The 26,120-nt window shown below is 64.1% G+C and carries 17 protein-coding genes; 13 read left to right on the top strand and 4 right to left on the bottom strand.

The genetic code is table 11. The features are described 5' to 3' along the window. Positions 1-89: 89 nt before the first annotated feature. Both AC1KVG_RS16005 and AC1KVG_RS16000 read right to left on the bottom strand, forming a co-directional pair. Positions 90-2,777 carry a TonB-dependent receptor gene (locus AC1KVG_RS16005; RefSeq protein WP_481095034.1) on the bottom strand — a complete coding sequence of 896 codons (2,688 nt, stop codon included), beginning with the start codon at positions 2,775-2,777 and terminating at the stop codon, positions 90-92. Positions 2,778-3,153: 376 nt separating this feature from the next. Next, complete coding sequence (locus AC1KVG_RS16000) at positions 3,154-4,539, bottom strand: short-chain fatty acyl-CoA regulator family protein (protein ID WP_115038339.1); 1,386 nt, start codon at positions 4,537-4,539, stop codon at positions 3,154-3,156. Between the two features lie 125 nt (positions 4,540-4,664). On the opposite strand from AC1KVG_RS16000, the gene AC1KVG_RS15995 reads away from it, so the two are divergent. From AC1KVG_RS15995 to AC1KVG_RS15965, 7 genes are all read left to right on the top strand, one after another. Then, entirely contained in the window at positions 4,665-6,170 is a 1,506-nt protein-coding gene (locus AC1KVG_RS15995; RefSeq protein WP_481095033.1) for a CoA-acylating methylmalonate-semialdehyde dehydrogenase, read from the top strand. 10 nt (positions 6,171-6,180) lie between these two features. Then, on the top strand, positions 6,181-7,362 hold the full coding sequence (locus tag AC1KVG_RS15990) for an acyl-CoA dehydrogenase family protein (RefSeq protein WP_481095032.1): 1,182 nt from the start codon (positions 6,181-6,183) through the stop codon (positions 7,360-7,362). Next, the gene (locus AC1KVG_RS15985; RefSeq protein WP_481095031.1) at positions 7,359-8,156 is read left to right on the top strand and encodes an enoyl-CoA hydratase; all 798 of its coding nucleotides are present in this window, start codon (positions 7,359-7,361) and stop codon (positions 8,154-8,156) included. Before AC1KVG_RS15990 ends, AC1KVG_RS15985 begins: the two co-directional genes overlap by 4 nt. Continuing rightward, positions 8,156-9,343: an enoyl-CoA hydratase/isomerase family protein gene (locus tag AC1KVG_RS15980; RefSeq protein WP_481095030.1), complete on the top strand. Its 1,188-nt coding sequence runs from the start codon at positions 8,156-8,158 to the stop codon at positions 9,341-9,343. Before AC1KVG_RS15985 ends, AC1KVG_RS15980 begins: the two co-directional genes overlap by 1 nt. 156 nt (positions 9,344-9,499) lie before the next feature. Next, positions 9,500-10,402 carry a 3-hydroxyisobutyrate dehydrogenase gene (gene mmsB / locus AC1KVG_RS15975; RefSeq protein WP_481095067.1) on the top strand — a complete coding sequence of 301 codons (903 nt, stop codon included), beginning with the start codon at positions 9,500-9,502 and terminating at the stop codon, positions 10,400-10,402. A 562-nt stretch (positions 10,403-10,964) separates the two neighbouring features. Continuing rightward, positions 10,965-11,930, top strand: a complete 966-nt coding sequence (locus AC1KVG_RS15970; protein WP_481095029.1) for a cation diffusion facilitator family transporter — start codon at positions 10,965-10,967, stop codon at positions 11,928-11,930. Positions 11,931-12,099: 169 nt separating this feature from the next. Continuing rightward, positions 12,100-13,383, top strand: a complete 1,284-nt coding sequence (locus tag AC1KVG_RS15965) for an aspartyl/asparaginyl beta-hydroxylase domain-containing protein (RefSeq protein ID WP_481095028.1) — start codon at positions 12,100-12,102, stop codon at positions 13,381-13,383. 12 nt (positions 13,384-13,395) lie between these two features. Here AC1KVG_RS15965 and AC1KVG_RS15960 read toward each other — a convergent pair whose 3' ends face one another. Further along, the gene (locus AC1KVG_RS15960; RefSeq protein WP_481095027.1) at positions 13,396-14,898 is read right to left on the bottom strand and encodes a sulfotransferase family protein; all 1,503 of its coding nucleotides are present in this window, start codon (positions 14,896-14,898) and stop codon (positions 13,396-13,398) included. Between the two features lie 160 nt (positions 14,899-15,058). Between AC1KVG_RS15960 and AC1KVG_RS15955 the strand changes: the two genes are divergently transcribed. The 3 genes from AC1KVG_RS15955 to AC1KVG_RS15945 all read left to right on the top strand — a co-directional run bounded on the left by AC1KVG_RS15955 (position 15,059) and on the right by AC1KVG_RS15945 (position 20,382). Beyond that, a complete protein-coding gene (locus AC1KVG_RS15955) occupies positions 15,059-15,517 on the top strand; it encodes a hypothetical protein (RefSeq protein ID WP_481095066.1) in 459 nt (152 codons plus the stop codon). Between the two features lie 40 nt (positions 15,518-15,557). Beyond that, positions 15,558-17,129, top strand: a complete 1,572-nt coding sequence (locus AC1KVG_RS15950; RefSeq protein WP_481095026.1) for a tetratricopeptide repeat-containing sulfotransferase family protein — start codon at positions 15,558-15,560, stop codon at positions 17,127-17,129. Positions 17,130-17,529: 400 nt separating this feature from the next. Beyond that, entirely contained in the window at positions 17,530-20,382 is a 2,853-nt protein-coding gene (locus AC1KVG_RS15945) for a TonB-dependent receptor (RefSeq protein WP_268212293.1), read from the top strand. A 170-nt stretch (positions 20,383-20,552) separates the two neighbouring features. Here the strand turns inward: AC1KVG_RS15945 and AC1KVG_RS15940 are convergent, their stop codons facing one another. Continuing rightward, the gene (locus AC1KVG_RS15940; RefSeq protein ID WP_481095025.1) at positions 20,553-22,634 is read right to left on the bottom strand and encodes a 3-hydroxyacyl-CoA dehydrogenase NAD-binding domain-containing protein; all 2,082 of its coding nucleotides are present in this window, start codon (positions 22,632-22,634) and stop codon (positions 20,553-20,555) included. Between the two features lie 235 nt (positions 22,635-22,869). On the opposite strand from AC1KVG_RS15940, the gene rpoE reads away from it, so the two are divergent. The 3 genes from rpoE (at position 22,870) to AC1KVG_RS15925 (ending at position 26,064) form a co-directional block, all read left to right on the top strand. After that, positions 22,870-23,490 (top strand): RNA polymerase sigma factor RpoE, encoded by a 621-nt coding sequence (rpoE, locus tag AC1KVG_RS15935; RefSeq protein ID WP_043908138.1) that lies wholly within the window; start codon positions 22,870-22,872, stop codon positions 23,488-23,490. Further along, positions 23,487-24,368 (top strand): sigma-E factor negative regulatory protein, encoded by an 882-nt coding sequence (locus AC1KVG_RS15930; protein ID WP_481095024.1) that lies wholly within the window; start codon positions 23,487-23,489, stop codon positions 24,366-24,368. Before rpoE ends, AC1KVG_RS15930 begins: the two co-directional genes overlap by 4 nt. A 109-nt stretch (positions 24,369-24,477) precedes the next feature. Next, on the top strand, positions 24,478-26,064 hold the full coding sequence (locus AC1KVG_RS15925; RefSeq protein WP_481095023.1) for a DegQ family serine endoprotease: 1,587 nt from the start codon (positions 24,478-24,480) through the stop codon (positions 26,062-26,064). Positions 26,065-26,120: the final 56 nt, after the last annotated feature.

Raw genomic sequence — 26,120 nt, 5'->3', positions numbered from 1 at the left:
TGCGCGGAATCGGAACGTCGATGACAGATCCGATTCCACGCACCAACCGCACCGGTGTCGCAGTCGCGCAGCGGTTGTGTCAGCTGCGCTTAGAACTTGTAGCTGGCTTCCAGCGCATAGCGACGGCCGAACACCTGGTAGCCACCGTCGTCCTGATTGGCCAGGCGGTTGGGCTTGTTGTCGGTGTAGGCGCGCAGCGGTTCGTTGGTGAGATTGCCGGCCTGGAAGCGGAAGCTGAGCTGCTTGCTGTACTGCCAGTTCAGGCTTAAGTCCACCGTGCCTTCGCTCTGCAGACGGGCAAGACGCGCCGCATTCCAGCCGTACACTACGGTGTAGGGGCTGTGGTACTTGTAACCCACACGCGCCTCGAAGCTGCCGTTGCTGTACCAAAGATCGAAGGTGCCGGTCTTGCGTGCCAGGCCGCTCAGCGGCAACGGGTTGTCGACCGGCGAGAATTCCTTGAGGTTGGAATCGACCAGCGAGAAGTTGGAATAGACGCCGAAGTTTTCCATGTGCGGGATGAAGTAGAACGGCGTCTGGAAGGTGAGCTCCACACCGTTGATATGCCCGCCGCCGCCATTGAACGGCGCGCTGACCAGGTAATCCAGGCCGTTGATCACTTCACGGTCGGTGCGGTAGCCGATGCTGGAATCCACTTCCTTGCGGTAGACCGCAATCGCCGCGAGCGCTTCCTTGTGGAAGTACCACTCGTAGGACACATCGACCTGGGTGGCCTTGAACGGATCCAGCTGCGGGTTGCCGCCGCTGCCGGTGAGCTGGCCGACGGTGACGGTGGGGTCGTCCAGGCGACGGCCGGTGCGCAGCTCGTCCAGCGGCGGGCGCGCGATGACCTTGGCCACTGCGAAACGCAGGATGCGTTGATCGTCGATCAGGAAGTTGACGGTGGCGCTGGGCAGGACGTCGGTGTATTCCTTGCTGTCGGTGCTGGCCTGCACGGTGTTGCCGACCGAATCGAAGCCGTCGCTGGTGGTCTTTGTGTTGACCAGGCGCACGCCGATATTGCCGGTGACATCGGTGCCGAACACCTGCGAGCTGAACACCGCTTTGGCGAAGGCTTCGCGCACGTCTTCCTTGACGTTCCAGTGGTCGAGCAGTTGTTCGTCGAGCGTGCTCGGATCGAAGCCGCCGAAGCCGATCTCGGCGATGGCGTCCATGTTGCCGCCGGTCAGCGTAGGCACGTTCAAGTCCGGCATGGTGACCGGATAGATCAGGCCCTGATACGCCGAAATCGGTTGGTCGTAGCCGGATTGATTGCTGATGAAGCGGCGGTTCTGCTTTTCGCGACGCGCGGCGCGTGCGCCGAATTCCAGCGAGGTGAACGGGCCGGCATCGACCGCGCGGCTGGCGTTGAGCGCGAGCGCGGCGATCTTGTCGCGCAGTCCCTGCGGCTCGGTCTGGCCGGCGATGCCGTATTCGGGCGTGTCCGAGCTGGTGCTGATGGTGGGGGTGACGCTGCGGCGGAAATCGAACGAGACAGTGTCCGGATTGCTGCCGAAGCGCACCGCCTGCCAGGTGTTGTCGCGCTTGGCCTGCGAGAACGACAGGTCGCTGCCCAGCGTCCACACATCGCCGCTCCACTTGGCGTTCAAACCACCGGCGGTGAGCGTCTTGACCTCGTTGTAGTGGCTGACCACATGGTCGACCTGCAGGTTCGAGTTGGCCAGCGTACCGGCGACCACATCGCCATCGACGATGGTGTAGGACGAGCCAGGCGTGGTGTATGGATTGGCACCTGTGGAGAACGTGCTGAAAGCCAGGCCGTTGAACCAGTTCTGCAACTGGTCTTCGTCGATTTCGATCCGCGAATACAGGCCGTCGAACTTCAACTCGAAGTTGCCCGAGCGCCATTGCACCGTGCCCATCGCACCGGTGCGGGTCTGGTCGGTCAGCTTGAGCTGGTCGGCCGCGCCGAACGGCGTGGGATCCACGGTGCCGTCACCATCCACATCGCGCGAGGTGGTGGCATCGGTGTAGCCCCAGCTGCCGATCGAGGAGTTGGAGTTCTTCTGCTTCTGATAGGTCGCGCCAAGCGCAACCGCCAGGTTGTCGTTGATCTTGTGCACCCAGCTGGCGCCGAAGCGGTTGCCCCACGGGGTGTAGCCGTCCACGTCCTTGGCGTGGTCGTAGAACACCGGGCCGGCGGTGCCGACAAAGCCCGGGCCGGTGTAGTCCAGCGGGCTGATGGTGGAGATGTCCACCGTTGCGGCAAGGCCACCGGCCACTAGGTCCGCCGACTGGGTCTTGTAGACCTTGACGGTGGAGACGATCTCGGTGGGGAACACTTCCCAGCGCACCGCACGGTTGGGTTCGGAGGAGGCGATTTCGCGCCCGTTGACGGTGCCCATGGTCATGCGCGGGCCCAGGCCGCGCACGGTGGCCAGGCTCTCGTTGCCGCGGTCGCGGGTGCCGTTGACGCCGGGCAGGCGCACCAGCGCTTCGGCCACGGTGACATTGGGCATCTGGCCCATGTTGTCGGCCGAGATCACTTCCATGACGTGATCGGACATCTGTTTGGCCTGCACCGCCTGATTCAGGCTGGCGCGCTGGCCGATCACGGTGATGTTGTCGAGCGTGACCGGTGGCGGCGCGGCGGCGCTGTCGCTGGCCGGCGCTGCGGCAGGCGCAGGCGCGCTGTCCTGTGCGTGCGCACTGAACGCGCTGGCCAGAACGAAGGCGATGGTGGTGCAGAGAACGTCGCGCGCAGGGGTGCGGCGCAGGCGCCGGCTGGCCGAGTGGCCGGTGTGGTGAACGGGCATCGTTTGATCCCTCCCAGGACAAAGTTACCGAATGGAGATGGTGGCCGTTGCTGCGGCCGTCTGGCGCAGGGGCGCTTCTGGCGCATCTGCGCGGGCATGACTGAGGTGGTGCGGTATTGCGGTGTGAAGCACGGTTCGTTTGCGTGACGCTGCAACGCTCATCGAGCGATCGCGTTGGCGTCCCCCTGTCCTGCATGTGTCCGCTTCAGGGTAGAAGCGCAAGCCATTCCATTCCAATGAAGCATTTTGCGTGAGCTATCTCACGTTGGAATGCTGCAGTGCAGCGATAACGATTGGCCCGTCACAGTTGCGGCGTAAGTGGCGACATAGCAACCAGAAGGTTGTGTTGGAGCGCCTGCGCAGCCTTGTCTGCTGCCTAGCGCGCGCTGGCCGGCAATCGAGGCAAGGCAGGGAACGCGCGCTGCACGCAGTCGCTGCGCTCGCAGGTCAGGCAGCCCGGGCCGATCGGCACCGCATCGTCCACCGCATCCAGGTCCCAGCCGCGTGCATACACCAGTTGATCGGCATGGCGCAGGTCGCAGCCCATCGCCAATGCAAAGGTCTTGCGCGGGCGGCCATAACCGGGCGCGCCACTGCTGACCTGCCGCGCAAGCCAGAAATAGCGCCGGCCATCGGGCATGCGCGCGATCTGGGTGAGGATGCGGTCGGGCTGATTGAAGGCTTCGTAGACGATCCACAACGGGCAAGCGCCGCCGACATGCGAGAAGTGGAAGTCGGTTGCCGAGTGACGTTTGGACACATTGCCGGCGCGGTCCACCCGCATGAAGAAGATCGGCAAGCCGGCCGCACCGCGCCGCTGCAAAGTGCTGAGCCGGTGGCAGACCGCCTCGAAGCCCACATCGAAACGATCGGCCAGCCATTCGATGTCGTAGCGGCAGGTCTGCGCGCTGTGCAGAAATTCGCCATACGGCATCACCAGGGCGCCGGCGAAATAGTTCGACAAACCAATGCGCGACAACGCGATGCGCTCGGCATCTTCGAATCCGGCATCGGCAATGCGCGCCTCCAGCAGCGGCGCACACTCCAGCAACGCCAATTGCGCCGCCATCTGGAAGGCCTGTTGGCCGGGGCGCAGATGCGCAGGCAGCCACAGCACGCGCGCCTGCGTATCCACGCTGCGTTTGTCGCTGAGCAGGTCGGTGGCGTCCTGCACCAACAAGCCATGGCGATCGGCCAGGCGTTGGCGCAGCCGCAGCGCAAGGTTGTCCGGGGTCAGCCCGAGTTCGGCATACAGCGCTTCGGCGCGCTCATCCAGTTCGGGCAGGTAGTTGTGCGCGCGATTGAAGTAATCGCGCACCTGCTCGCCGGGCGACAGCGAGGGCAGTGCGGCGTGGTCGGCACCGATCTGCAGTTCCAGTGCGGCATTGCGCTCGAGCAGATGCCGATGGGCGCGGTGCAGATCCAGCAGTGCCTGCGCCACCTGCGGCAGATTGCCGGTGAGCACGCGCAGCTCGGCAGCCGACAGGCTATGGCCCAGGCTGCGCAGCGATTCGTCCAAGGGTTCCACCAGCGCGGCGGGGTCGTCCAGGTCCAGCAGGCCTTCGAGGTCGCCCAGGGTGGCCTTGAGTCGCTGCTGGATCGCCAGCGTCAACGGGCGCTGGTTGCGCTCGATCTGGTTGAGATAGCTCGGTGACAACGCCAGCCGGCGCGCCAGTTCGGCCTGGGTCAGGCCATGGCGCTGGCGCAGCCGCTGCAGGCGCAGGCCGAGTTGGTGGCGCAGAAGTGGCTGCGTGTGTGGCATTCGCAAGATTCGCAAAATTGTGCCGCCAGCTTAGCGCGATTAAGCAATTGGCGGCTGGGAATGCCGGCGAGGGGTGCGAACAATGCGAAGCATCTGCATCGACCCCTTCTGCGAGCGAACCTGCAATGAGCGAATCCGTCCCCCGCGTGTCTCTGTTGATCGATGGCGAATTTGTGGTTTCCGACAGTTCGCACTGGCAGGACGTGGTCAACCCGGCCGACCAGTCGGTGCTGGCGCAGGTGCCGTTCGCCACCACGGCCGAAGTCGACGCCGCAGTGGCCGCCGCCAGCCGTGCCTTTGTCAGCTGGCGCAAGACGCCCATCGGCACCCGCGCGCGCGTCTTCCTCAAGTACCAGCAACTGATCCGCGAGCACATGCACGAGCTGGCCGCGCTGCTCAGCGCCGAGCAGGGCAAGACCCTGGCCGATGCCGAAGGCGATGTGTTCCGCGGGCTGGAGGTGGTGGAGCACGCTGCAGCGATCGGCAATCTGCAGCTGGGCGAACTGGCCAACAACGTCGCCAACGGCGTGGACACCTACAGCCTGCTGCAGCCGCTGGGCGTGTGCGCGGGCATCACCCCGTTCAACTTCCCGGCGATGATTCCGCTGTGGATGTTTCCGATGGCCATCGCCACCGGCAACACCTTCGTGCTCAAGCCGTCCGAGCAGGATCCGATGGTCACCATGCGGCTGGTGGAACTCGCGCTGGAAGCCGGCATTCCCAAGGGCGTGCTCAACGTGGTGCACGGTGGCGAAGAGGTGGTCAACGCGCTGTGCGACCACCCCGAGATCAAGGCACTGTCGTTCGTCGGCTCCACCAAGGTGGGCACGCACGTCTATCGCCGGGCATCGCTGGCCGGCAAGCGCGTTCAATGCATGATGGGCGCCAAGAATCATGCCGTGGTACTGCCGGACGCCAATCAGGAACAGACCCTCAACGCGATGGTTGGTGCCGCCTTTGGTGCCGCCGGCCAGCGTTGCATGGCGGCATCCACGCTGGTGCTGGTGGGCGAGGCGCAGCAATGGATTCCGGCACTGGTCGCCAAGGCCAAGACCTTGAAGCTGGGTGCGGGCAATGCGCAGGGCACCGACGTGGGCCCGCTGATTTCCTGCGCCGCACGCGAGCGTGTGGAAGCGCTGATCGCCTCCGGCGTGGAGCAGGGTGCCACGCTGGAACTGGATGGTCGCAGCCCGACCGTACCGGGGTTCGAACAAGGCAACTTCGTCGGCCCGACGATCTTCTCCGGCGTCACGCCGGGCATGCGCATCTACGACGAAGAAATCTTCGGGCCCGTGCTGGTGATCCTGGGCGCAGACACGCTGGACGACGCGATTGCGTTGGTCAACGCCAATCCCAACGGCAACGGCACCGCATTGTTCACCCAGTCCGGTGCTGCCGCGCGGCGTTTCCAGGAAGACATCGATGTGGGTCAGGTCGGCATCAACGTGCCGATTCCGGTGCCGGTGCCGCTGTTTTCTTTCACCGGCTCACGCGCCTCAAAGCTCGGCGACCTGGGCCCGTACGGCAAGCAGGTGGTGATGTTCTACACCCAGACCAAGACCGTCACCGCGCGCTGGTTCGACGACCAGACGCTGGGCCATGGCGTCAATACCACCATCTCTCTCAAGTGATCCGATCGCCATGAATGCAGCCATCCAGCTACACCCCAACGCGGCCGATTTGAACGACGAGCAGGAGGCCTTCCGCGCCGCCGCGCGCGACTTCGCCGACAAGGAACTCGCCCCACATGCCGCGCAGTGGGACGCAGAAAGCCACTTCCCGCGCGAGGCGATCGCCAAGGCCGCCGAGCTCGGTTTCTGCGGCTTGTACACCGACGAAGGCGTGGGCGGCCTGGGCATGCGCCGGCTCGATGCAGCAGTGGTGTTCGAGGAGCTCGCCACGGTCGATCCGTCCACCTCGGCCTTCATCAGCATCCACAACATGGCCACCTGGCTGATTGCCAGCTATGGCAATGACATGGTGCGCGCGCAGTGGGGCGAGGCGATGACCAGCGGTGCCAAGCTGGGCTCGTATTGCCTGACCGAGCCGGGTGCCGGCTCGGACGCGGCATCGTTGAAAACCCGCGCCCAGCGCGATGGCGATGCGTATGTGCTCAACGGCAGCAAGGCCTTCATTTCCGGCGCCGGCGCCACCGATGTGCTGGTAGTGATGGCCCGCACCGGCGACGATGGCGCACGCGGCATCAGCGCCTTCGTGGTGCCGGCCGACGCGCCCGGCATCAGCTACGGCCGCAAGGAAGAAAAGATGGGCTGGAACAGCCAGCCCACGCGCGGGGTGACCTTTACCGATGTACGCATCCCGGCCGGCAATCTGCTCGGCAAGGAAGGCGAGGGCTTCAAGATGGCGATGAAGGCGCTCGATGGCGGCCGCATCAATATCGCGGCGTGTTCGCTGGGGGCGGCACAAGGCGCGCTGGATGCAGCGCGGCGTTACATGGGCGAGCGCCGACAGTTCGGCAAAAAGTTGGCCGATTTCCAGGCGCTGCAATTCAAGCTGGCCGATATGGCCACCCAATTGGTGGCCGCGCGGCAGATGGTGCACACCGCCGCACGCAAGCTCGATGCCGGCAGCCACGATGCCACCGTGTGGTGCGCGATGGCCAAGCGCTTCGCCACCGACGCCGGCTTTGCCATTTGCGACGACGCACTGCAGATCCACGGCGGTTACGGCTATATCCGCGAGTACCCGATCGAACGCCTGCTGCGCGACAGCCGCGTGCATCGCATTCTGGAAGGCACCAACGAGGTGATGCGCATGATCATTGCGCGGCACCTGCTCAACGGCGAGGAGGAACTGCGATGAGCGATTGGGAAGGACGCACGCATACCGGCCTGCAGGTCGAGCGCGATGGGCCTGTCGCTATCGTCACGTTGAGCAACCCGCCGGCCAATACCTGGACCGTGCACAGCCTTGCAGCCCTACGCGATCTGGTACACGCGCTGGATGCCGACCGCAGCATCTACGCCTTGGTGATCACTGGCGAGGGCGAGAAGTTCTTCAGTGCCGGCGCCGACCTCAAGCAGTTTGCCGATGGCGATAAAGCCAACGCACGCGAAGCGGCGCGGCGGTTTGGCGAAGCCTTCGAAGCCTTGAGCGCCTTCCGTGGCGTGTCGATCGCCGCCATCAACGGCTATGCCATGGGCGGTGGTCTGGAATGCGCGCTGGCCTGCGACCTGCGCATTGCCGAGCAGCAGGCGCAACTGGCTTTGCCGGAAGCCAGCGTTGGGTTGCTGCCGTGCGCCGGTGGCACGCAGAACCTGCCGCGCCTGGTCGGCGAGGGCTGGGCCAAGCGCATGATCCTGCTGGGCGAGCGTATCGATGCCGCCACCGCGCACCGTATCGGCCTGGTGGAAGAGGTGGTGGGCAAGGGCGAGTCGCGCGCGCTGGCAGTTGCATGGGCGCAGCGTGCCGGCAAGCAGAGCCCGGTGAGCGTTGCGGCCTGCAAACGCCTGGTGCAATCCACCCGCCATGGCACGCACGCTGCGGCCTTGGTTGCCGAGCGCGAGGCCTTCGTCGATCTGTTCGAGCAAGCCGATCAGGCCGAGGGCGTCGCGGCATTCCTTGAGAAGCGCGCGCCGCAGTGGAGCAACGGCTGATGGTGGATGTCAACGCAACTGAAGAGACACCGGTGCTGTTCGAGCAACGCGATTGCGCGGACGGGCATCGCATCGGCATCGCCACCTTGAATTCGCCCAAGACGCTCAACGGCCTGTCGTTGCAGATGACGCGCCTGCTGGATGCGCAGCTGCGCGTCTGGGCCGACGATGCGCAGATTGCCTGTGTTGTGTTGCGTGGCGCCGGCGAGAAAGCGTTCTGCGCGGGCGGCGATCTGCATGGTCTGTACCAGAGCATGCGCGCGCATCGCGATGCGGTTCCTTATGCGCAAGAACGCATCGCGCAACCGCAAGGCAATGCGCATGCTGCAGCGTTCTTCGAAGAAGAATATCGGCTCGACCATCGTATCCATACCTATCCCAAGCCGCTGCTGTGTTGGGGCCACGGTATTGTCATGGGTGGCGGCATCGGCCTGATGTCTGGCGCCAGCCATCGCGTGGTCACCGAGCGCTCGCGTCTGGCGATGCCGGAGATCAGCGTCGGCTTGTTTCCCGATGTCGGTGGCAGCTGGTTGTTGCGCCGCGTGCCGCACGGCGCCGGATTGTTCCTGGCATTGACCGGCGCTCCGTTGGATGCCAGCGACGCAATCTACGCGGGGCTTGCGGATGTGCGCCTGGAACATGCGCAATACGCAGCGGTGCTGGATGCTTTGAGCGCGCACGCCTGGACGGGCAATGTGCAGGACGACCGCGGCCAACTCGGTGCGTTTTTGCACGGCATTGCGCAAGCTCTGGAGCCCGGCCCCTTGCAAGTGCATGCGGCCTTGATCGAGCAACTGGTGGCGGGCGACACGCTGGAAGAGGTGGTCGCTACGATCCTGGCACTCCAAAGCGAAGACGCCTGGTTGCAAGCCGCACGCGCAACGCTCGCAGCTGGCGCGCCCAGTTCCGCGCGCCTGGCCTGGGAGCTGCAACGTCATCCGGCTACAAGCACCCTAGCCGATACCTTCCGCACCGAATACGTGGCGGCGCTGCATGTCGCCGCACATGGCGACTTTGCCGAAGGCATCCGCGCGCTGCTGATCGACAAGGACCGCCAGCCGCAATGGCAACCGGCCTCGCTGGAAGAAGCGGATACGCAGTGGGCTGCTGCATTTTTCCAATCGCCCTGGCCCGCCGCAGAGCACCCGCTTGCCGATCTTGCTGCACGTGAACTCGGTGAACGCTGAGTGGCTGGCAAATGCGGTTGATGGCTAGCGCAACGCGGACGCGGCGGGGGAATCGCAAGGTTCGCATTGGCACCGGCAAGCCCGAAGTTTGCGATGGCCGCCTTGCGATCCAGCCGCCCGTCCATGGCCACACTAACTATTGATGATCGTTCTAACCTGGAAACCGACACCATGAGCAAGATCGCCTTTATCGGCCTGGGCAATATGGGCGGGCCGATGGCTGCAAACCTGATCAAGGCTGGGCACCAGCTACGCGTCTTCGATCTGGTGCCTGCCGCACTGGACGCCGCCGCCGCCGCCGGTGCGCATGCCGCCAGCTCGGCGCGCGACACCTTGGCCGATGCGGAGATCGTGATCTCGATGCTGCCGGCCAGCCGCCATGTCGAAGGGTTGTACCTGGGCGAGGCCGGCATTCTGGCGCAAATTCCCGCAGGTGCCTTGGTGATCGACTGCAGCACTATCGCACCGGTTACCGCGCGCAAGGTCGCCGCTGCAGCGCAGGCGCGTGGCCTGGCGATGCTGGACGCGCCGGTTTCTGGCGGTACCGCAGGCGCGGCGGCCGGCACGCTGACCTTCATCGTCGGCGGTGCAGCCGAGACGCTTGAGCGCGCCCGCCCAGTGCTGCAGGCCATGGGCAAGAACATCTTCCACGTTGGCGCCAGCGGCGCCGGCCAGGTCGCCAAACTGTGCAACAACATGGCGCTGGGCGTGATCATGGCGGCCACCGGCGAGGCGCTGGCGCTGGGCGTCGCGCAGGGGCTGGACCCGGCGGTGCTGTCGCAGATGATGGCGGTCAGCACCGGGCGCAGCTGGGCCACCGAAGTCTGCAATCCCTGGCCGGGCGTGTTGCCCAATGCACCGGCCTCGCGCGGTTACAGCGGCGGCTTCGGCAACGATCTGATGCTCAAGGATCTGGGGCTGGTCGCCGAATCTGCAGTGCAGGCGGGCGTGTCGATTCCGCTCGGCGAGCTGGCGCGCAATCTGTACGCGATGAACAGCCAGGCCGGTAACGGTGCGCTGGATTTTTCCAGCGTGATCAAGCTGGTGGCCAAGGTCTGAGGGCGGCTAATAGAGCTACTACGCCCACCACCAGGTGGGCGTCGCCGGCGTTGTAACTCGTATCCGTTTTGATGTAACTCGCATCCGTTTTGATAGGTGATCGAACGGGTATGCGTCGGGTGCAGAGCGGATGATTTGCGGCTTGGCTGCGCGGCCCTTGCCCGCTCACCATCGCGGGACACGCCGCAAGTACGTCCGTGTAGGCTCTTACGCGGCATCCATGCCGCGTAAGGTCCTGCGACGGTGAGCGGGCAAGGACCAGTCGAGAGTGTCGGTGTGCATGGTTGCAAGCAGGGCAAGTAGTGCGGCCGTCCGATGTGCGGTCTGATCGGCTCCTCTCGATCCGAGCAATGTCACTGCCACTAAGGCAGTGTGGCCACACGTTGCCGCCATCGCTGCGGCGTTCGAGAGCTTTTGTTAGCTGCTCCAAGTTGCCACCCGGCCTGTGGGCAATAAGGCACATCACTGCGCCCGCGTGATGTGATGTCATCACGCGCAGGTGTAATAGTCTCCGCCATCGCGTGCGCCTAAGGTGCGCGGATCGCACGAGGCCACCGCATCCATGGGACACGACCACAACCACGCACCTAGCGACATCCGCCACGAGAAACCGTTGTGGTGGGCTCTCGCGCTGACCGCCACTTTCCTGTTGGCGGAGGTCATCGGCGCGTTCATCACCAACAGCCTGGCGCTGCTGTCCGACGCCGCGCATATGGCCACCGACACCGTGGGTTTGATGATCGCTCTGGTCGCGGTGCGGTTGAGCCGACGCCCTGCCGATGCGCGTCGCACCTATGGCTATGTGCGTCTGGAGGCGCTAGGCGCGCTGGCCAATGGCGCGCTGTTGTTCGCAGTCGGCGCCTACATCCTGTGGGAAGCGGCGCAACGCTTTCGCGCGCCGCAGGATATTTCCTCCAGCGGCATGCTGTGGATCGCCGGCTTCGGCCTGGTGATCAACTTGATCGCGATGAAGCTGTTGCACGCCGGCAGCGGCGAGAGTCTCAACGTCAAGGGTGCCTATCTGGAGGTCTGGAGCGACATGCTCGGCTCGGTGGCGGTGATCATCGGCGCGCTGCTGATCCGCTGGACAGGCTGGCAGTGGATCGACCCGGTGCTGGCTGTGCTAATCGGCCTGTGGGTGCTGCCGCGCACCTGGGTGCTGTTGCGCGAAGCGATTAATGTATTGCTGGAAGGCGTGCCCAAAGGCATCGACCTGCCTCAGGTGCAGCAAGCGCTGAGCAGTTATCCCGGCGTCGAAGACGTCCACGATCTGCACGTCTGGGCGCTGGCCTCCAGCACTCCCGCACTCACCGCACACGTGGTGGTCAGCGAAACCACCGACCGCGACCGCCTGCGCGAGGCGCTTGGCGAACTCCTGCACGAGCGCTTCGAGATCACCCACGTCACCCTGCAGGTGGAAAGCGGCGACTGCGGCACCGAGCCGTGCGGGACGCAAAGCGTGTCGAAAGGCGCTGCGGAGCACGATCACCAGGGGCACGCGCACTCTCACAGCGGCCACTCGCATTGATGTTTTGTTGCAGGGCGTAAGCATCCTGAAGCGGCGCCGCTGGCAGGTCGTCGCTCACAGCAGCGTGTGCAGGTCGCGCACAGGCAAGGTGCTACGTAGCAGCCTGGCTGTTGCGATGCCGCTCAAGCCGTATGATCGAGCCGGGGAACGCTGACAGGCTGCGGGTGTCATGGCGGTACAGATCGAACAGACCAACGAACAGATCGCTGCGCTGATCGCCGAGGCAGGTGCCGCGGCATCGGCGGGGCAATGGCAACAGGCCGAGCAGTTATGGGCACAGGTGCGTCAATTGGCGCCTGCGCATCCGCAAGCCTTGTATAGCCTGGGCGTGCACGCCTATCAGCGGGGCGACACAACGGCAGCGTTGGAGTATCTGAGCGGCGCACGCGCAAGCAGCCCAGGCGACCCGATGATCGTGCTGACCATTGCGGTGGTGAAGCAGGCGCAGGGCGATCTGGATGGCGAGTGGCAGGCCATCAGTACCGCCTTGGCGCTGGATGCCTACTTCCTGCCCGGCCTGCTGGCCAAGGCGGCGTTTCTGCAAGCGCGCGGTCGCCCACGTGCGGCCGCCGCGGTCTATCGCGATGCTTTGAAAGTGGCACCGCCAGAACCGCAATGGCCGGCGGTGTTGCGCCGCAAGCTAGCCCTTGCCAAGCAAGCAGTGGAACAGGACACGCTGGAACTGGAAACCCAGTTGCGGACCTTGCTTGCGAGCCCAAGTGCAGCGGTTGATGCAGCGCTACAGGGGCGCTGGGACGAGGCCGCAGCGATCGCCTGCGGGCACAGTCGCCCCTTCCATTCCCAATCCAACCGCCTGTATGTGCCGCGATTGCCGGCCTTGCCGTTTCATGCAACGGATGCCTTCCCGTGGATCGATGCGGTGCAGGACCAGACCGACGCAATCGCTCAGGAGTTGCATGCGGTCATGCACGACGATCAACGCGGATTCGCCCCTTATATCGCCTACGCGCCTGATCAGCCGGTCAATCAATGGAAAGACCTCAATCATTCGCCTGCGTGGAGTTCCTATCCGCTCTGGGCCCATGGCAAGCCGGTGCAGGAGCATCTCGTGCGGTGTCCCGCCACTGCAGCCGCATTATCATTGGTCGACGCCGCGCAGATCGACGGCGTGTGTCCCAACGCGATGTTTTCGGTACTGGCGCCGCAGACGGTGATTCCGCCGCACCATGGCGAAACCAATGCGCGTCTGGTGGCGCATCTGCCGTTGATCGTGCCGGAGGGCTGCAGTTTTCGCGTGGGGTATGACTGGCGGCGCTGGGAGGTCGGCAAGGTGCTGGTGTTCGACGACTCGATCGAGCATGAGGCGCGCAACGAGAGTTCTCGGGTGCGCGTGGTACTGATCTTCGATATCTGGAACCCGCTGCTGACCCAGGAAGAGCGCGGCATGGTCAATGCCATGGAGACCGCCATCGCGCGCCACCGCGCTGGTTGAAGACGGCTAGGTTCAATCGGCAAGCGTCATGCCGGCTTGGGCAAGCGCGGCGCGCAGAGGAGCAAGTTGCGCAGCGTAGTGTCGCCAGCGCCCAGACGCATCCGCATGCAAGGGGCGACGCACCTGCCAGTAGCTGGCGGTTCTCACTGCTCCGCCTGCAAGGTGAAAGTCCAGGCAGCCTGGTTCCCACGGCAACTGCAGAAAGTCCATCAAGGCGCGCAAGGTCGGTTCTGGCGCGGCGACGAATGCGTCATAGTCGAAGGTATGGATGCTGTCCGGATACAGCGATAGCCAGTGCCCCATCAACCGTTGATAGTGCGCATAGAAATGGCCGATATCCTCCAGCCGACCCGCATAGCCAAACCCGTGCGGATTGAGCTGATGCATGAAGATCGACAGCCCGTTGTCCAGCGGATGGCGACGCGTGTGCACGATCCTGGCGGCAGGAAACAGCTGCTTGATCAAACCGATCAGCTGGAAATTATCCGGTCGTTTGTCGGTGATATAGCGCAGGCGTGCCTGCTCGGGAACGGCAGCTGCCACACGTTGCCGATAGCGTGTTGCCAACTGCGCCAGGGTTTGAGCGGGCAGCGCATGTGCGGCTTGCGGAAACGGCGACAGCGACTGTGCCACCAGTCGTGGCAGCGCATCCAGTTCACCGCCCGCCGCAATGCGGGGATGGCGCGATAAGGCCTGTTCGATCAAGGTGGAGCCGGAGCGGAACATGCCGCAGATAAACAGCGGCGACACCGCGTCGTGCTCAGCAACCTGCGGCAGCGGGGTGGTCGCGTCACCGGCTGCGGCAAATACCTGCGCGATGTGGTCGAAATGCTGTTGTGTCCGGAGCGGGTCGTAGCGCCTTGCCTGTGCATGAGCATGACGATTGCCGGCGCTTGCTGCATCGAAAGCGCGTGCGTGCAGACCGAGACGGTCGTAGGCGTGGGCAAGCGCATGCAGCACGCTGGCGACAAGCTCCGGATCCTGGTCGGGTGCCGAGACTGCCTGCCCGAGTGTGAGCAGGCGTATGTCCTCGGCGTGAGTAGGCGGATTCAGATGCAGCAGGCGTGCAGTGGCTTGCAGTTGCAGCGCGTGCGTAGTGGCGTCGGTATCGACAAGAGCGACAAGTCGGCAATAGGCCGCAATCGCCTGATCGCGTGCGCCCAGTTCCTCGTGCAGATTGCCCAGATTGAGCAGCGCCGGAGCGTAGTCGGGCCGGAAGCGCAGCGCCAGGTCGAGTTCGCGCAGCGCCGCCGCCTCCTGATGGAGATGGTCGCTATAAAGCGCGGCGCGATTGAGGTGGATCTGCTCGGGCGCTGTTGCGCCACAGACCAATGCCTGCGCATAAGCGTCCAGCGCACCGGACGCATTGCCGGTCCGGCGTAACAAGTACCCCAGGTTGTACCAGGCATCGGCCGAGCGCGGCTGCGTCTGCAGCACGCGCTGATACGCCACGATCGCCTGCTGCAACTGGCCCTGCTGCAGTAGTTGTGCGGCCTGCTGCAAAGACATGTTCAAGGCGTAATCCTGCGAGGAGGTGCGTCAGTTCAGACTCGCAGCTTAGAGGGCGCTTGCAGCCTCTTCAATCGATGCCAGGCAAAACAGCGCCGGCCTGTCTCTCCACCGCCGTCCGGTTGCCTTGTATGCTCAGGCGCAACCGACGATTGAAGATGCGCAAATGCACAAGCGGAGACTGTGTGGGCTGGCAATCATGTGTTGCACATGGGGTGTGGTGGCTCAGGAGACTCCAACGCATCGATGCGCGTCGGTACTTGAGCCATTGCCGCGGCTGGCCTGCTACGACGCCAGCTTCCCGCCAGCGCAGGCCGTACGGGCCGCAGAAGCCAGCAGGGGCGTGCGCGAGTTTGGTCATAGCGCAGATGAAGTATCTGCTGCTGCGGCGGCGAGGCGGTCCTCGCCTGCGCAACTGAGCGCAACAGTGCTTGCAGTGACCTATCAGGCAGACGGCACCCGCACGGTGTCTCTTGATACGCACCAGCGCTGGGCATTGACAGAAGCAAGCAGCCGCGGCCATTTGGCCGAAGGTGATGTGATAGTGCTTCGCAAGGCGGCAATGGGTAGCTACATGCTGGTGACCGCTGCCGGCGTGGCGCTGCGCGCGCGTCGTATCGACTAGCCAGATGACCGGTCACAGTGCACCAAACAGGGAGAATGGATTGACTGAGACACAGCTGCGCGCACTCTTGCGCGACGGATATCAATTGCTGCGTCAAGGCCGTTATGCCGACGCAATTGCTCTGGCCGATCGCGCCTGCGCAGACCAGCCTGACAACGCGCACCTGCTCGAATTCGCAAGCGAGGCCCGGTTGGCCAACGGTGATCCACACGCTGCAGCCGAGTGCATCGCCAACGCTGCAGCGGTGGCATCGTCGCCACTTCCCTTATTGATCAAATATGCCAGCCTGCTGATACAGCTGCGTCGTCGCCGTGAGGCGACGTTGGTCGCGCGTCAAGCGCAGGCGCTTGCAGCAGCGGATGGCAACGCGTGGTGGCGGATCGGCGCGCTGTACAGTGGCTGCCAGGACGTGGCTGCAGCCCGTGATGCCTATCAGCAAGCGCTGACGTTGCTGGGGGACCAGCCCGCCTTGCTGTACGACCTGGCGACCATGCAGTTCTTCGGTGGTGAATTCGATGCCGCTGAGATCACCGTGGAGCGGCTATTGCAACTTGCCCCAAATGCTGGCGATGCGCTGTACCTGCGCGCAACGCTCCGGCGGCAGACCGGGCAGCACAACCATCTGGACGACCTGCGCCACCGGCTGGCAACCACGCTATCGGAGCCATCTGCCAGGGCCGCAGGCCTGTACGCCTTGGCCAAGGAACTGGAAGATCTTGGGCAACATGCACAATCCTTCGAAACATTGACCGCAGCAGCGGCATGCAAGCGCACGACCTTGCAGTACGACGTGACCGCCGAGTGTGCGCATATCGCTGCGGTGCGCCAAGCCTATGCTGCGGATGCCCTACGCACGTTGCGGCCTGGTCACGACGGTGAGGGCGTGATCTTCATCGTCGGCCTGCCGCGGTCAGGCACCACCTTGTTGGAACGACTGCTCATACAACGCGGCGGCGCGCGCTCTGCAGGCGAATTGATGGATTTCGGAGCAGTTCTTGGAAGCGCCACCTCTGGCGTGATGGCGAGCAATCCCGGCCTGACAGCGGCGCAGGCGTCGCTGAAGATCGATTTCGCAGCAGTCGGCAAAGAGTATCTGCGCGGCGCTCGCGAAGTGGTGCACGACCATCCGGTACTCATCGACAAAATGCCGGTCAATTACCTTTACTGCGGCATGATTGCGGCCGCGCTGCCGCGGGCGCGCATCATCCATCTGGTGCGCGATCCGCTGGATACGTGCTATGCGATGTACAAGACCCTGTTCTACAACGCGTATCCGTTTTCATACGCGCTCGATGAGCTTGGCGACTATTACCTGGCGTACCAGCAGACCATGCGCCACTGGCACACGGTGCTGCCCGAGAAAATTCTCGATGTGCATTACGAAGATCTGGTGCGTGATACCGAGCATCAGATCACGCGGGTGCTGACGTGGTGTGGACTTTCATCGAATGAAAATACGTCCGAATTGAAAGGCGTAGCGTTTGTCACTGCCAGCGCTGCGCAGGTGCGTGGCGAGGTCCATCAACGGTCGGTGCACAGTTCTCGGCGGCATTTGAACGAGCTCGCTCCGTTAATAAAGCGGCTTCAAGCGGCGGGTGTGAGCGTGTCTTGAGTTCCAGTTTCTAGGGATTCGCCATCAACCATCAACAAGCCCAACTGGCACGTGGAAGCGAGCTCTAGCTTTTGTGGGATAGACAAAACCGCGATTGCGGAGACCAGCCTCTACAGGTCGTAGAGGTGCATCAAGGCAGTTTTTCCGTGACGGGCGCACTCTTTTGGGGCTTCAACGCACCTATTCAGAGCATTTCTGAATGGCGCTTTAACTTTCGTCAACATCGTCTTAACATCGGGTTGGCAACGTTTTTCGGAGCGCTCTTCGCCCGGCCGTTTGCCAGTGTGGCTACGCAGTTTGAATGCGTTCGCCAACGATGTCGCAGTCGATCCGCGCTCGCATCACTTCAGATGCCGACGCATTGCGCTGCTTTCCCCCGTTCGGACTTTCGGAGAGAAAGATGAGATTGAAGACCACCAAGTTGCGCGATGCCATCAGGGTGTCGCTCACGGTTGGCGCTGCTGCGCTGGCCTTGTCGGGAACCGTCATGGCACAGGAGCAGCCGTCGTTGGATGCCAAAAGCCTGGACACGGTCAATGTCACCGGCACACGCATCAAGAGCCAGACAATGACCGCCTCCAGTCCGGTGGCAGAAATCAACAAGGAAGAATTCCAATACTCCGGTTCGACCAAGGTCGAAGATCTGATCAATCAATATCCGCAACTCGCTGCGACCTTCGATAACTTCGCCAACAATGGGTCGGACGGCTATGCAACGGTCGATCTGCGCGGCCTCGGTGCGCAGCGCACGTTGACCCTGGTCAATGGCCGGCGCATTCCCAAGGGCATCGGCGAAAGCCCGGATATCAGCATCATTCCCGCATCATTGGTGCGCCGTGTGGATATCCTGACCGGAGGCGCCTCTGCGGTGTACGGGTCGGATGCCGTCGCCGGTGTGGTCAACTTCGTGCTGGACGACGAGTTCGAAGGCGTCAGTGTCGACATGGGCTACAACGCCTATCAGCACGACAATGGCAACAAGCTGATGCGCGGCCTGATGGATGATGCGGGATACGATTATCCGACCGGCAATTCCGGCTTCGACGGTATCTCGCGCAATGTAGACCTTGCCATCGGCGGCAGCTTCGGCGAATCGGGTCACGCCACCGCATGGGCGACCTGGCGCGAGAACGATCCGTTGCTGCAGGGGCAGCGCGATTACTCTGCGTGTGCATTGAGCAATCGCGGCACTGCTTGCGGCGGCTCGGCCACCGCCGACCCGGCAAACTTCTACGTCGTCGCCCCGTCTGCGGGTGCGTTCTACGTGCAGCCTTCCGCAGGCGGCACCTGGTCGCAGGTTGCATCTCCGAATCTCTACAACTTTGCGCCGGTGAATTACTACCAGCGCCCGGATACGCGCTATACCGCCGGCAGCAGCTTCAAGTACGAAGTGAACGAGCACTTCAAGCCCTACCTCGAAACCTTGTTCGTCAACCGCAAGAGTTCAACGCAGATTGCGCCATCGGGTGCGTTCTTTACCGATCTTAATGTCAATTGCGGCACGTCGGTGCTTGGCAGCCTGTGTAACGATGTCGGCATCACCGATGACGAATTCACTGTGTACGTTGCCAAGCGCAACGTCGAAGGCGGCCCGCGTATCACCAATTCGGACAGCAACAGTTTCAGCATCACCAGCGGTGCGCAGGGCGATATCAACGACAACTGGTCCTACGACGCATCGTTCACCTACAACCGCAGCACCACCAAGTCCGAGAACATCAACGACTTTGTGACCACCCGCGTACGCGATGCACTGCTGGGCTGCCAGCCAGGCTCGTTCGACGGCTGCGTGCCGTACAGCGTGTGGAACGATAGCGTCACCGCAGCCGAGGCAGAAGCCCTGCAGGGCGTGGGTATCGTCAACTACGAAACCTCGATGCGCGTGTTCAACGCCTACGTGACCGGCAACTTTGGCTATAGCCTGCCGTGGGCCGGCGATAACCCGATCAGCGTTGTCGGTGGTGTGGAAACCCGCACCGAAACCTTCAAGCGGGTGGCCGACAGCAATATGCAGACCGGCAACTTCACCGGTCTGGGCGGTCCCACTTCCAATGTATCCGGCGACATCAGCGTCAAGGAACTGTTTCTGGAAGGCGCGGTGCCGTTGTTGGCGAAGGCAGGCAGCCTGGACAACCTCGACATGCAGCTTGGCTATCGTTACTCGGACTACGACATCTCCGGGGGCGTCAGTACCTACAAGGTCGGTCTGGGTGCGACGTTTGTCGACGGTAAATACCACCTGCGTGCAGGCTGGAACCGTGCGATCCGCGCTCCGAACGTGACCGAGCTGTACAACGAAAACACGATAGGACTGTGGAGTGGTAGCGACCCTTGTGCCGGTGCCAATCCGGTATTTACCCAGGCCCAGTGCGCCAACACGGGCGTGACGGCGGCGCAGTACGGCCGCGTTGCAGCAAACCCTGCGGGTCAGTACAACGAAATCGGCGGCGGTAATGCTTCACTGCAGCCGGAAACGGCCAACACCTGGACCGTCGGTTTTGCTGCCAGCCCGATCAAGGGGCTCGATCTGAGCGTGGATTACTACGACATCAAGATCGACGATGCGATCCGGTCGATCGGCTCATCCAACATCCTGACGGCCTGCGGTGTGACCGGCAATGCGGATATCTGCAGCCGCGTCCGCCGCAATGCCACGACAGGCGATCTGTTCCGCGGTAGCGATGCGGACATCTCCGGTCTGATCTTCAATTCCCAGGACAATTTTGGCTCATTGCACTTCCAGGGTATCGATCTGACTGCGTCGTATGCATGGAGTGTCGGCCCGGGCCGCCTGACCGCCTCGATGATGGGTAGCTATGCCCTCAAGCAGGAATACGAGCCGGTTCCGGGCGTGCAGGAAGTGACCTACGACTGCGCGGGCGTGGTCAACGTGGCGTGCAACAGTGCCGAGTGGCGGCATGTGCTGAGCACGCGCTACAACTTCGATCGTTACACCGTCAGTCTGCGCTGGCGCTATATCGGTGAGCTGGACTACCAGAACACCGACGGCACGCCGGGGACCACCGACGTGCGCTTGGTCAACCAGGACAACAAGGTCTCTGCCTACAACTACTTCGACCTTTCCGGTTCGATGCAGTTGGGCGATTACGTCACCTGGACGCTGGGCGTCAACAACATCGCCGACAAGGAACCGCCGCTGGTGGGTGGCAGCCTGACCTACAACGGCAACTCGCTTGGTGGTTACGACCAGGCCGGCCGTTACTTCTTCACCAGTGTGGGTCTGCGTTTCTGAGTCGCTTCGTGACTGTGTAAAAAAGAACGGCGAGCCTTAGCTCGCCGTTCTTTTTTTGTTGCTTGCGACATGCGCCGCCGATGACGCGCTACTCCACAACCTCATGCCGTGTGATCGCCGCTAGCGGCTCGGCTGCGCGTTTGCTCGAAGTCGCAGCTGAAGTCAGCGTGTCACGCCACCGCTTCACGCAACAACGGCGACTCCCAACCCGGGCGCGGCGCAAAACGATCGCCGTAACGCGCATGCAGTGCCTGCAAACGTTCCAGTAGCGCGTCGGCGCCGACACTGCGGATGTGCTGGATCGGGCCGCCACGGAACGGGGCAAAGCCGGTGCCAAAGATAACGCCCGCATCGAGCAGATCGGCATCGGCCACTACGCCGTCGTGCAGGCAGGCGACCGCTTCGTTGAGCAGCGGCAGGATCAAGCGGTCCTCAAGATCCGCCGGCACCGCGTAGCCGCTGGCGACCTCGGGTTTGACCGCGCGCCCGTTCTCCCACTTGTACAACCCCTGGCCGTCCTTCTTGCCGCGCTTGCCCGGCTCCACGGTGGTCAGCGCCGCAGGAATCGGGAGGTGCAGGAACGGCGCGAGCTCCGCGCCCACGCCTGCGGCAACATCCAACCCAACGGTGTCGATCAATTCGATCGGTCCCATCGGCATGCCGAACTTCACTGCGGTCTTGTCCAGCACCGGGCCCGGCACGCCTTCGGCATACGCGGTGGCCGCCTCGAGCAGATACGGAAACAGCACGCGATTGACCAGAAAACCGGGTGTGCCCGCAACCGGCACCGGGAACTTGTCCAGCGCCTTGCAGAACGCGGCCAGGCGCGCGACGTTGGCCGGATCCAGCCCGTCGTGTTGCACGATTTCCACCAGCGGCATCATCGATACTGGATTGAAGTAGTGCAGGCCGGCGAATTGCGCCGGACGCTGGATGTGTCCACGCAACTCGGTCAACGGAATCGACGAGGTGTTGGTGGTCAGCAACGCATCGGGCTTGAGCTGCGGCTCGATGGATTGATACAGATCGCGCTTGGCCTGCGGATTTTCGATGATCGCTTCGATCACCAGGTCCGCCTGCGCCACGCCCGCACCGGCCAGATCGCCACGCAGGCGCGCCGCCACCGCCGGCCGCTTCGCCTCGTCCTTGACGCGTTTGGCGAACAACTCGCCGCCGCGCGTCAGCGCGGTATCGATGAAGTGCTGCTCGCGATCCTGCAGCGTGACCTCGAAGCCCTTGTAGGCGGCCCAGGCCGCGATATCGCCGCCCATCACGCCGGCACCGATCACATGCACATGGCGGATAGGGGCCAGCGCCGCAGCGCCAGCGTCCTTGCCGCCCAGCGCCTTCAAGCGCTCGGTGAGGAAGAAGATGCGGATCAGATTGCGAGCGGTCGGTGTGCTGGCGAGTTTCACCACCGCCTTGCGCTCGGCGGCCAGGCGCGCCTGGATGCCGCTGCCACCGGCGCGCTCCCACACGTTGATCAACGCATACGGCGCCGGGTAATGCTCCTTGCGCGCCTTGCGTGCGACCTGTTTGCGCATCTGTGGCGCCAGCAGCTTGCGCGCAATCAAGGTGTTGGTGGCCCACGCAGTGGCGCGTTGTTTGAACCGGCGTTTGCTGCCGGTGAGCGCCAGTGCGGCGGCAACATCCACCAGCACTGCAGGCGCGGCGACCTTGTCGATCAGGCCCATCGCGCGCGCGGCCTTGGCCGACACGGTGCGGCCGGTCAGCATCAGATCCATCGCCGCTGGCGCACCGATCAGACGCGGCAAGCGGGCGCTGCCGCCCCAGCCTGGAAAGATGCCGAGCTTGGTTTCCGGCAGGCCGATGCGCGTGCTGCCATCGTCGGAGGCCACCCGATACCGGCACGCCAGCGCGATCTCGGTACCGCCACCCATGCAGAAGCCGTGGATCGCCGCGACCGTAGGGCAGGGCAGTTCGGCCAGCTTCTGAAACACGCTTTGGCCGCGCTGGATCGCGTCGTTGACCGTGCCCTTGCGGTCGAATTCCTGAAATTCCTTCAGGTCGGCGCCGGCGATGAAGCCGTTGGCCTTGCCCGAGCGCAGCACCACGCCCTTGGGCGGCTCCAGTGCCAGTCGTTCGATCAGCGCGCCCAGTTCGAGCAGCACCTCCTGCGAAAACGCGTTGACCGGCGCACCTTGGCGATCAAGGCTGAGCACGACCACGCCGTCCTCGCGCAGGTCTGCCTGCCAATGGCTGAATCGGAGCCCGTCGAAACCTGGAAGCATGCGTCTGGCCGTCCGGAGATATAAGGAAAGATCGTTATCATCCAGAGGTTGTTTCCTTCACGTCAAATACCCATACCTGTCGACAAGGCGGCGTGCGCTTGGTGCGAGGCGTCGCCAGCGGCGCATCGGTGCCGCTACCCTGATGCGTGACGATCGTACGGATCGGTATGAACTTTTCTTTTCAATGGCGGTCTCATTGCCCGACTTCGGTGGGCTGACAGGAGTGCGGCCCGACATGGCCGAAGTCGATACACCTCAGGAGCTGGACCTGGAATTGGTCCGGCGTGTGCAGCGCGGCGAGAGCGCAGCGTTCGATGTGCTGGTGCGCAAATACCAGCACCGCATCGTTGCGTTGATCGGGCGCTACATCGCCGATTGGAGCGAATGTCAGGACGTGGCCCAGGATACGTTTGTGCGCGCCTACCGCGCGATCAACAGTTTCCGCGGCGATTCGCAGTTCTATACATGGTTGCACCGCATTGCCGTGAACACTGCCAAGAACCATCTGGTTGCGCACAACCGCCGTCCGCCCACCGACGACATCGAGATCAGCGATGCCGAGCAGTTCGATGGGGCGACACGCTTGCGCGACACCGATACCCCGGAGCGCGAATTGATGCGACAGGAGTTGGAACAAACGGTGATGCGTGCGGTCCAAGCCCTGCCGGAAGAACTCCGGTCGGCCATCACCCTGCGCGAGGTGGATGGGCTGAGCTACGACGAAATCGCGCGAAAAATGGATTGCCCGATCGGAACGGTGCGCTCGCGCATCTTCCGGGCGCGCGAGGCCATCGACATCGAGCTGCGGCCTCTGCTGGAGACCGAAAGCGCTACCCGTGAGCGACACCGCGTATGAGCCATACCCCTGTGATGTCCACCACCGACAAGTTCGAGCTTCACTATCGCCAGCAGTTGTCTGCGCTGGTGGATGGCGAATTGAACGCCGACGAGTCGCGCTTCTTGTTGCGCCGTCTGGCGCACGACGACGAGCTGGCCGGTTGCCACGAACGTTGGCAGCTGTGCGGCGACGTGCTGCGCGGTGCGGCCAGTGCGCCGGCACCGTTGGACTTCGCAGCGCGTGTGCGCACGGCTATTGCCGAGGAGCCCGCTCCACAGGCGCAATCCTCTACGCGCCCGGCGACGCGCTGGCGCTGGGGTGGTGGCGCGGCGATTGCGGCATCGGTCGCGGCGATCGCCTTGTTCATGGCGCGCGAGCGTTTGCCCGAGACGGCGCCGCCTGCCGTCCAGGTGCCGGTGTTCGCCTCGGCCGCGCAGATGCCCGCCGCAGTGCAGCCGCCGGCAGCACCGAAAGCGCCGGCGACACCGGATCCGGCCACACCCGACGAGGGTGTCGCGCTTGCTGCAGCGGTGCCTGCCGCTGCGCTGGCTTCCACCCGTCGCGGTGCGGCCACGCGCAATCAGCAGGCGGCCCGCAGTGTCGCTGCCCGCCAGCAGCAGGCGCCGACCCGCATGGTGGCCGCTGCCACGCCGGCACCGGTTGCTCCAGCTGTGCGCCCGGCCGCGCCGTCGAACCCGTTCACGCATTCCGAGATGACCTTGCAGGCGCGGCCCTGGCCACGCGCGGCCTTGTCCGGCGCTGGCGACAGTCCGCTCAATGCCAGCTTCAGTCAAAGCCGCCCGGGCCCGGCGTTCTATCCGTTCGAGCCTGCGCCGCAAGCGATTGCCAGCCCGTCAGCGAGCCGGCCGCTGCCGGTGCAGCCGCCGCAAGACTGATCCCGCCGCCAACCTTCATCGGTTCGGCGTCCTCCCTTCCGTTATCGTGCCGGACCCCTGCAAAGGCAGGGGCTTTGGCCCCTGTCGCCCTGCCATCGGAGGCAACCTGATGAACCATCGCATCCGCACCCAGATGTTCGGCCTGATCGCCATGACCCTGCCGTTGGCCGCCTGCGCGCAGCAGCCTGCGCCCGCCGCCAAGGACGCCGCACCGATTGCTGCCAACCGCAGCGCCACGCCGGCGCCGCAGCTGGTGGCGGGCCTGCCGGACTTCACCAATCTGGTCGAACAGGTCGGCCCGGGCGTGGTCAATATCGAAACCACCATCACCCGCAAGGACGCCATGGCGCGCCAGCGGCGCGGTGGGCCGGGTGGGCAGGACGGCGGCGCGATGCCGGGCGATGAGCAGATGCCGGAGTTCTTCCGCCGCTTCTTCGGGCCGGATTTCCATATGCCGGGCGGGCCGCGCCAGGGGCCTGGTGGCCCAGGGCAGGGCGATGACGATGGCGGCATCGCCGGCAAGTCGATGGGTTCGGGCTTCATCATTTCCGCCGACGGCTATGTGCTGACCAACCACCATGTGGTCGATGGCGCCAGCGAAGTGACCGTCAAGCTGACCGACCGGCGCGAGTTCAAGGCCAAGGTGGTCGGCAGCGACGAGCAGTTCGATGTGGCGCTGCTCAAGATCGAGGCCAAAGGCCTGCCGACGGTGCGCCTAGGCGATTCCAATTCGCTCAAGCCGGGCCAGTGGGTGGTGGCGATCGGCTCGCCGTTCGGGTTGGATCACTCTGTGACCGCCGGTATCGTCAGTGCCACCGGTCGCAGCAACCCGTATGCGGATCAGCGCTACGTGCCCTTCATCCAGACCGACGTGGCGATCAATCAGGGCAACTCCGGTGGCCCGCTGCTCAACACGCGTGGCGAAGTGGTCGGCATCAATTCGCAGATCTTCTCCGCCTCGGGCGGCTACATGGGGATCAGTTTTGCGATCCCGATCGACCTGGCTTTCAGTGCCGCCGAACAGATCAAGGCCACCGGCCATGTGAGTCGCGGCATGCTGGGTGTGGCGGTCGGCCCGATCGATTCGCTCAAGGCGCAGGGCCTTAGCCTGCCGGACACGCGCGGCGCGCTGGTCAACGACATTCCCGCCGGCAGCCCGGCCGCCAAGGCCGGGATCGAGGTGGGCGATGTGATCACCGCCGTCAACGGCAAGCCGATCGAGGCGGCCAGCGATCTGCCGCCGATGATCGGCCTGATGGCGCCGGGCACCAAGGTCACGCTGGATGTCCTGCGCGACGGCAAGCCGCGCAAGGTGACGGTCACCCTGGCGACGCTGGACAACCCGGCCGGCAACGCCGCACCGCGCACCGCTGCCGACGACAGCAAGCCCAGCGCACCGGCCAGTGTGGAATTGCTCGGGCTGCAGCTCGCCGATCTGACCGCCGCCGAGCGCAGTCGCCTGGGCCTGGAAGCGGGCGAGGGCGTGCGCATCGCCTCGGTCACCGGCGCGGCAGCGCGCAGCACCCAGCCGCCGTTGTCGCCGGGCCTGATCATCGCGCGTGTCGGTCGCACCAAGGTCGGCAGCGTCGCCGACATCAACCGCGCGCTGGCCAGTGTCAAGAAGGGCGATGTGGTTATGCTGCTGGTCACCGACGGCAAGGCGACCAGTTATGTGGCCTTGAAGGCTGGCGGCTGAGGGAGGCCGGGATTCGGGATCGGTGATTCGGGATTGGCAAGAGCAGGCTCTCGCTC

Source organism: Xanthomonas sp. NCPPB 3959 (assembly GCF_056675575.1).
The sequence above is the reverse complement of the archived record's forward strand: the minus strand, read 5'-3'. Positions and strand labels throughout refer to the sequence as shown.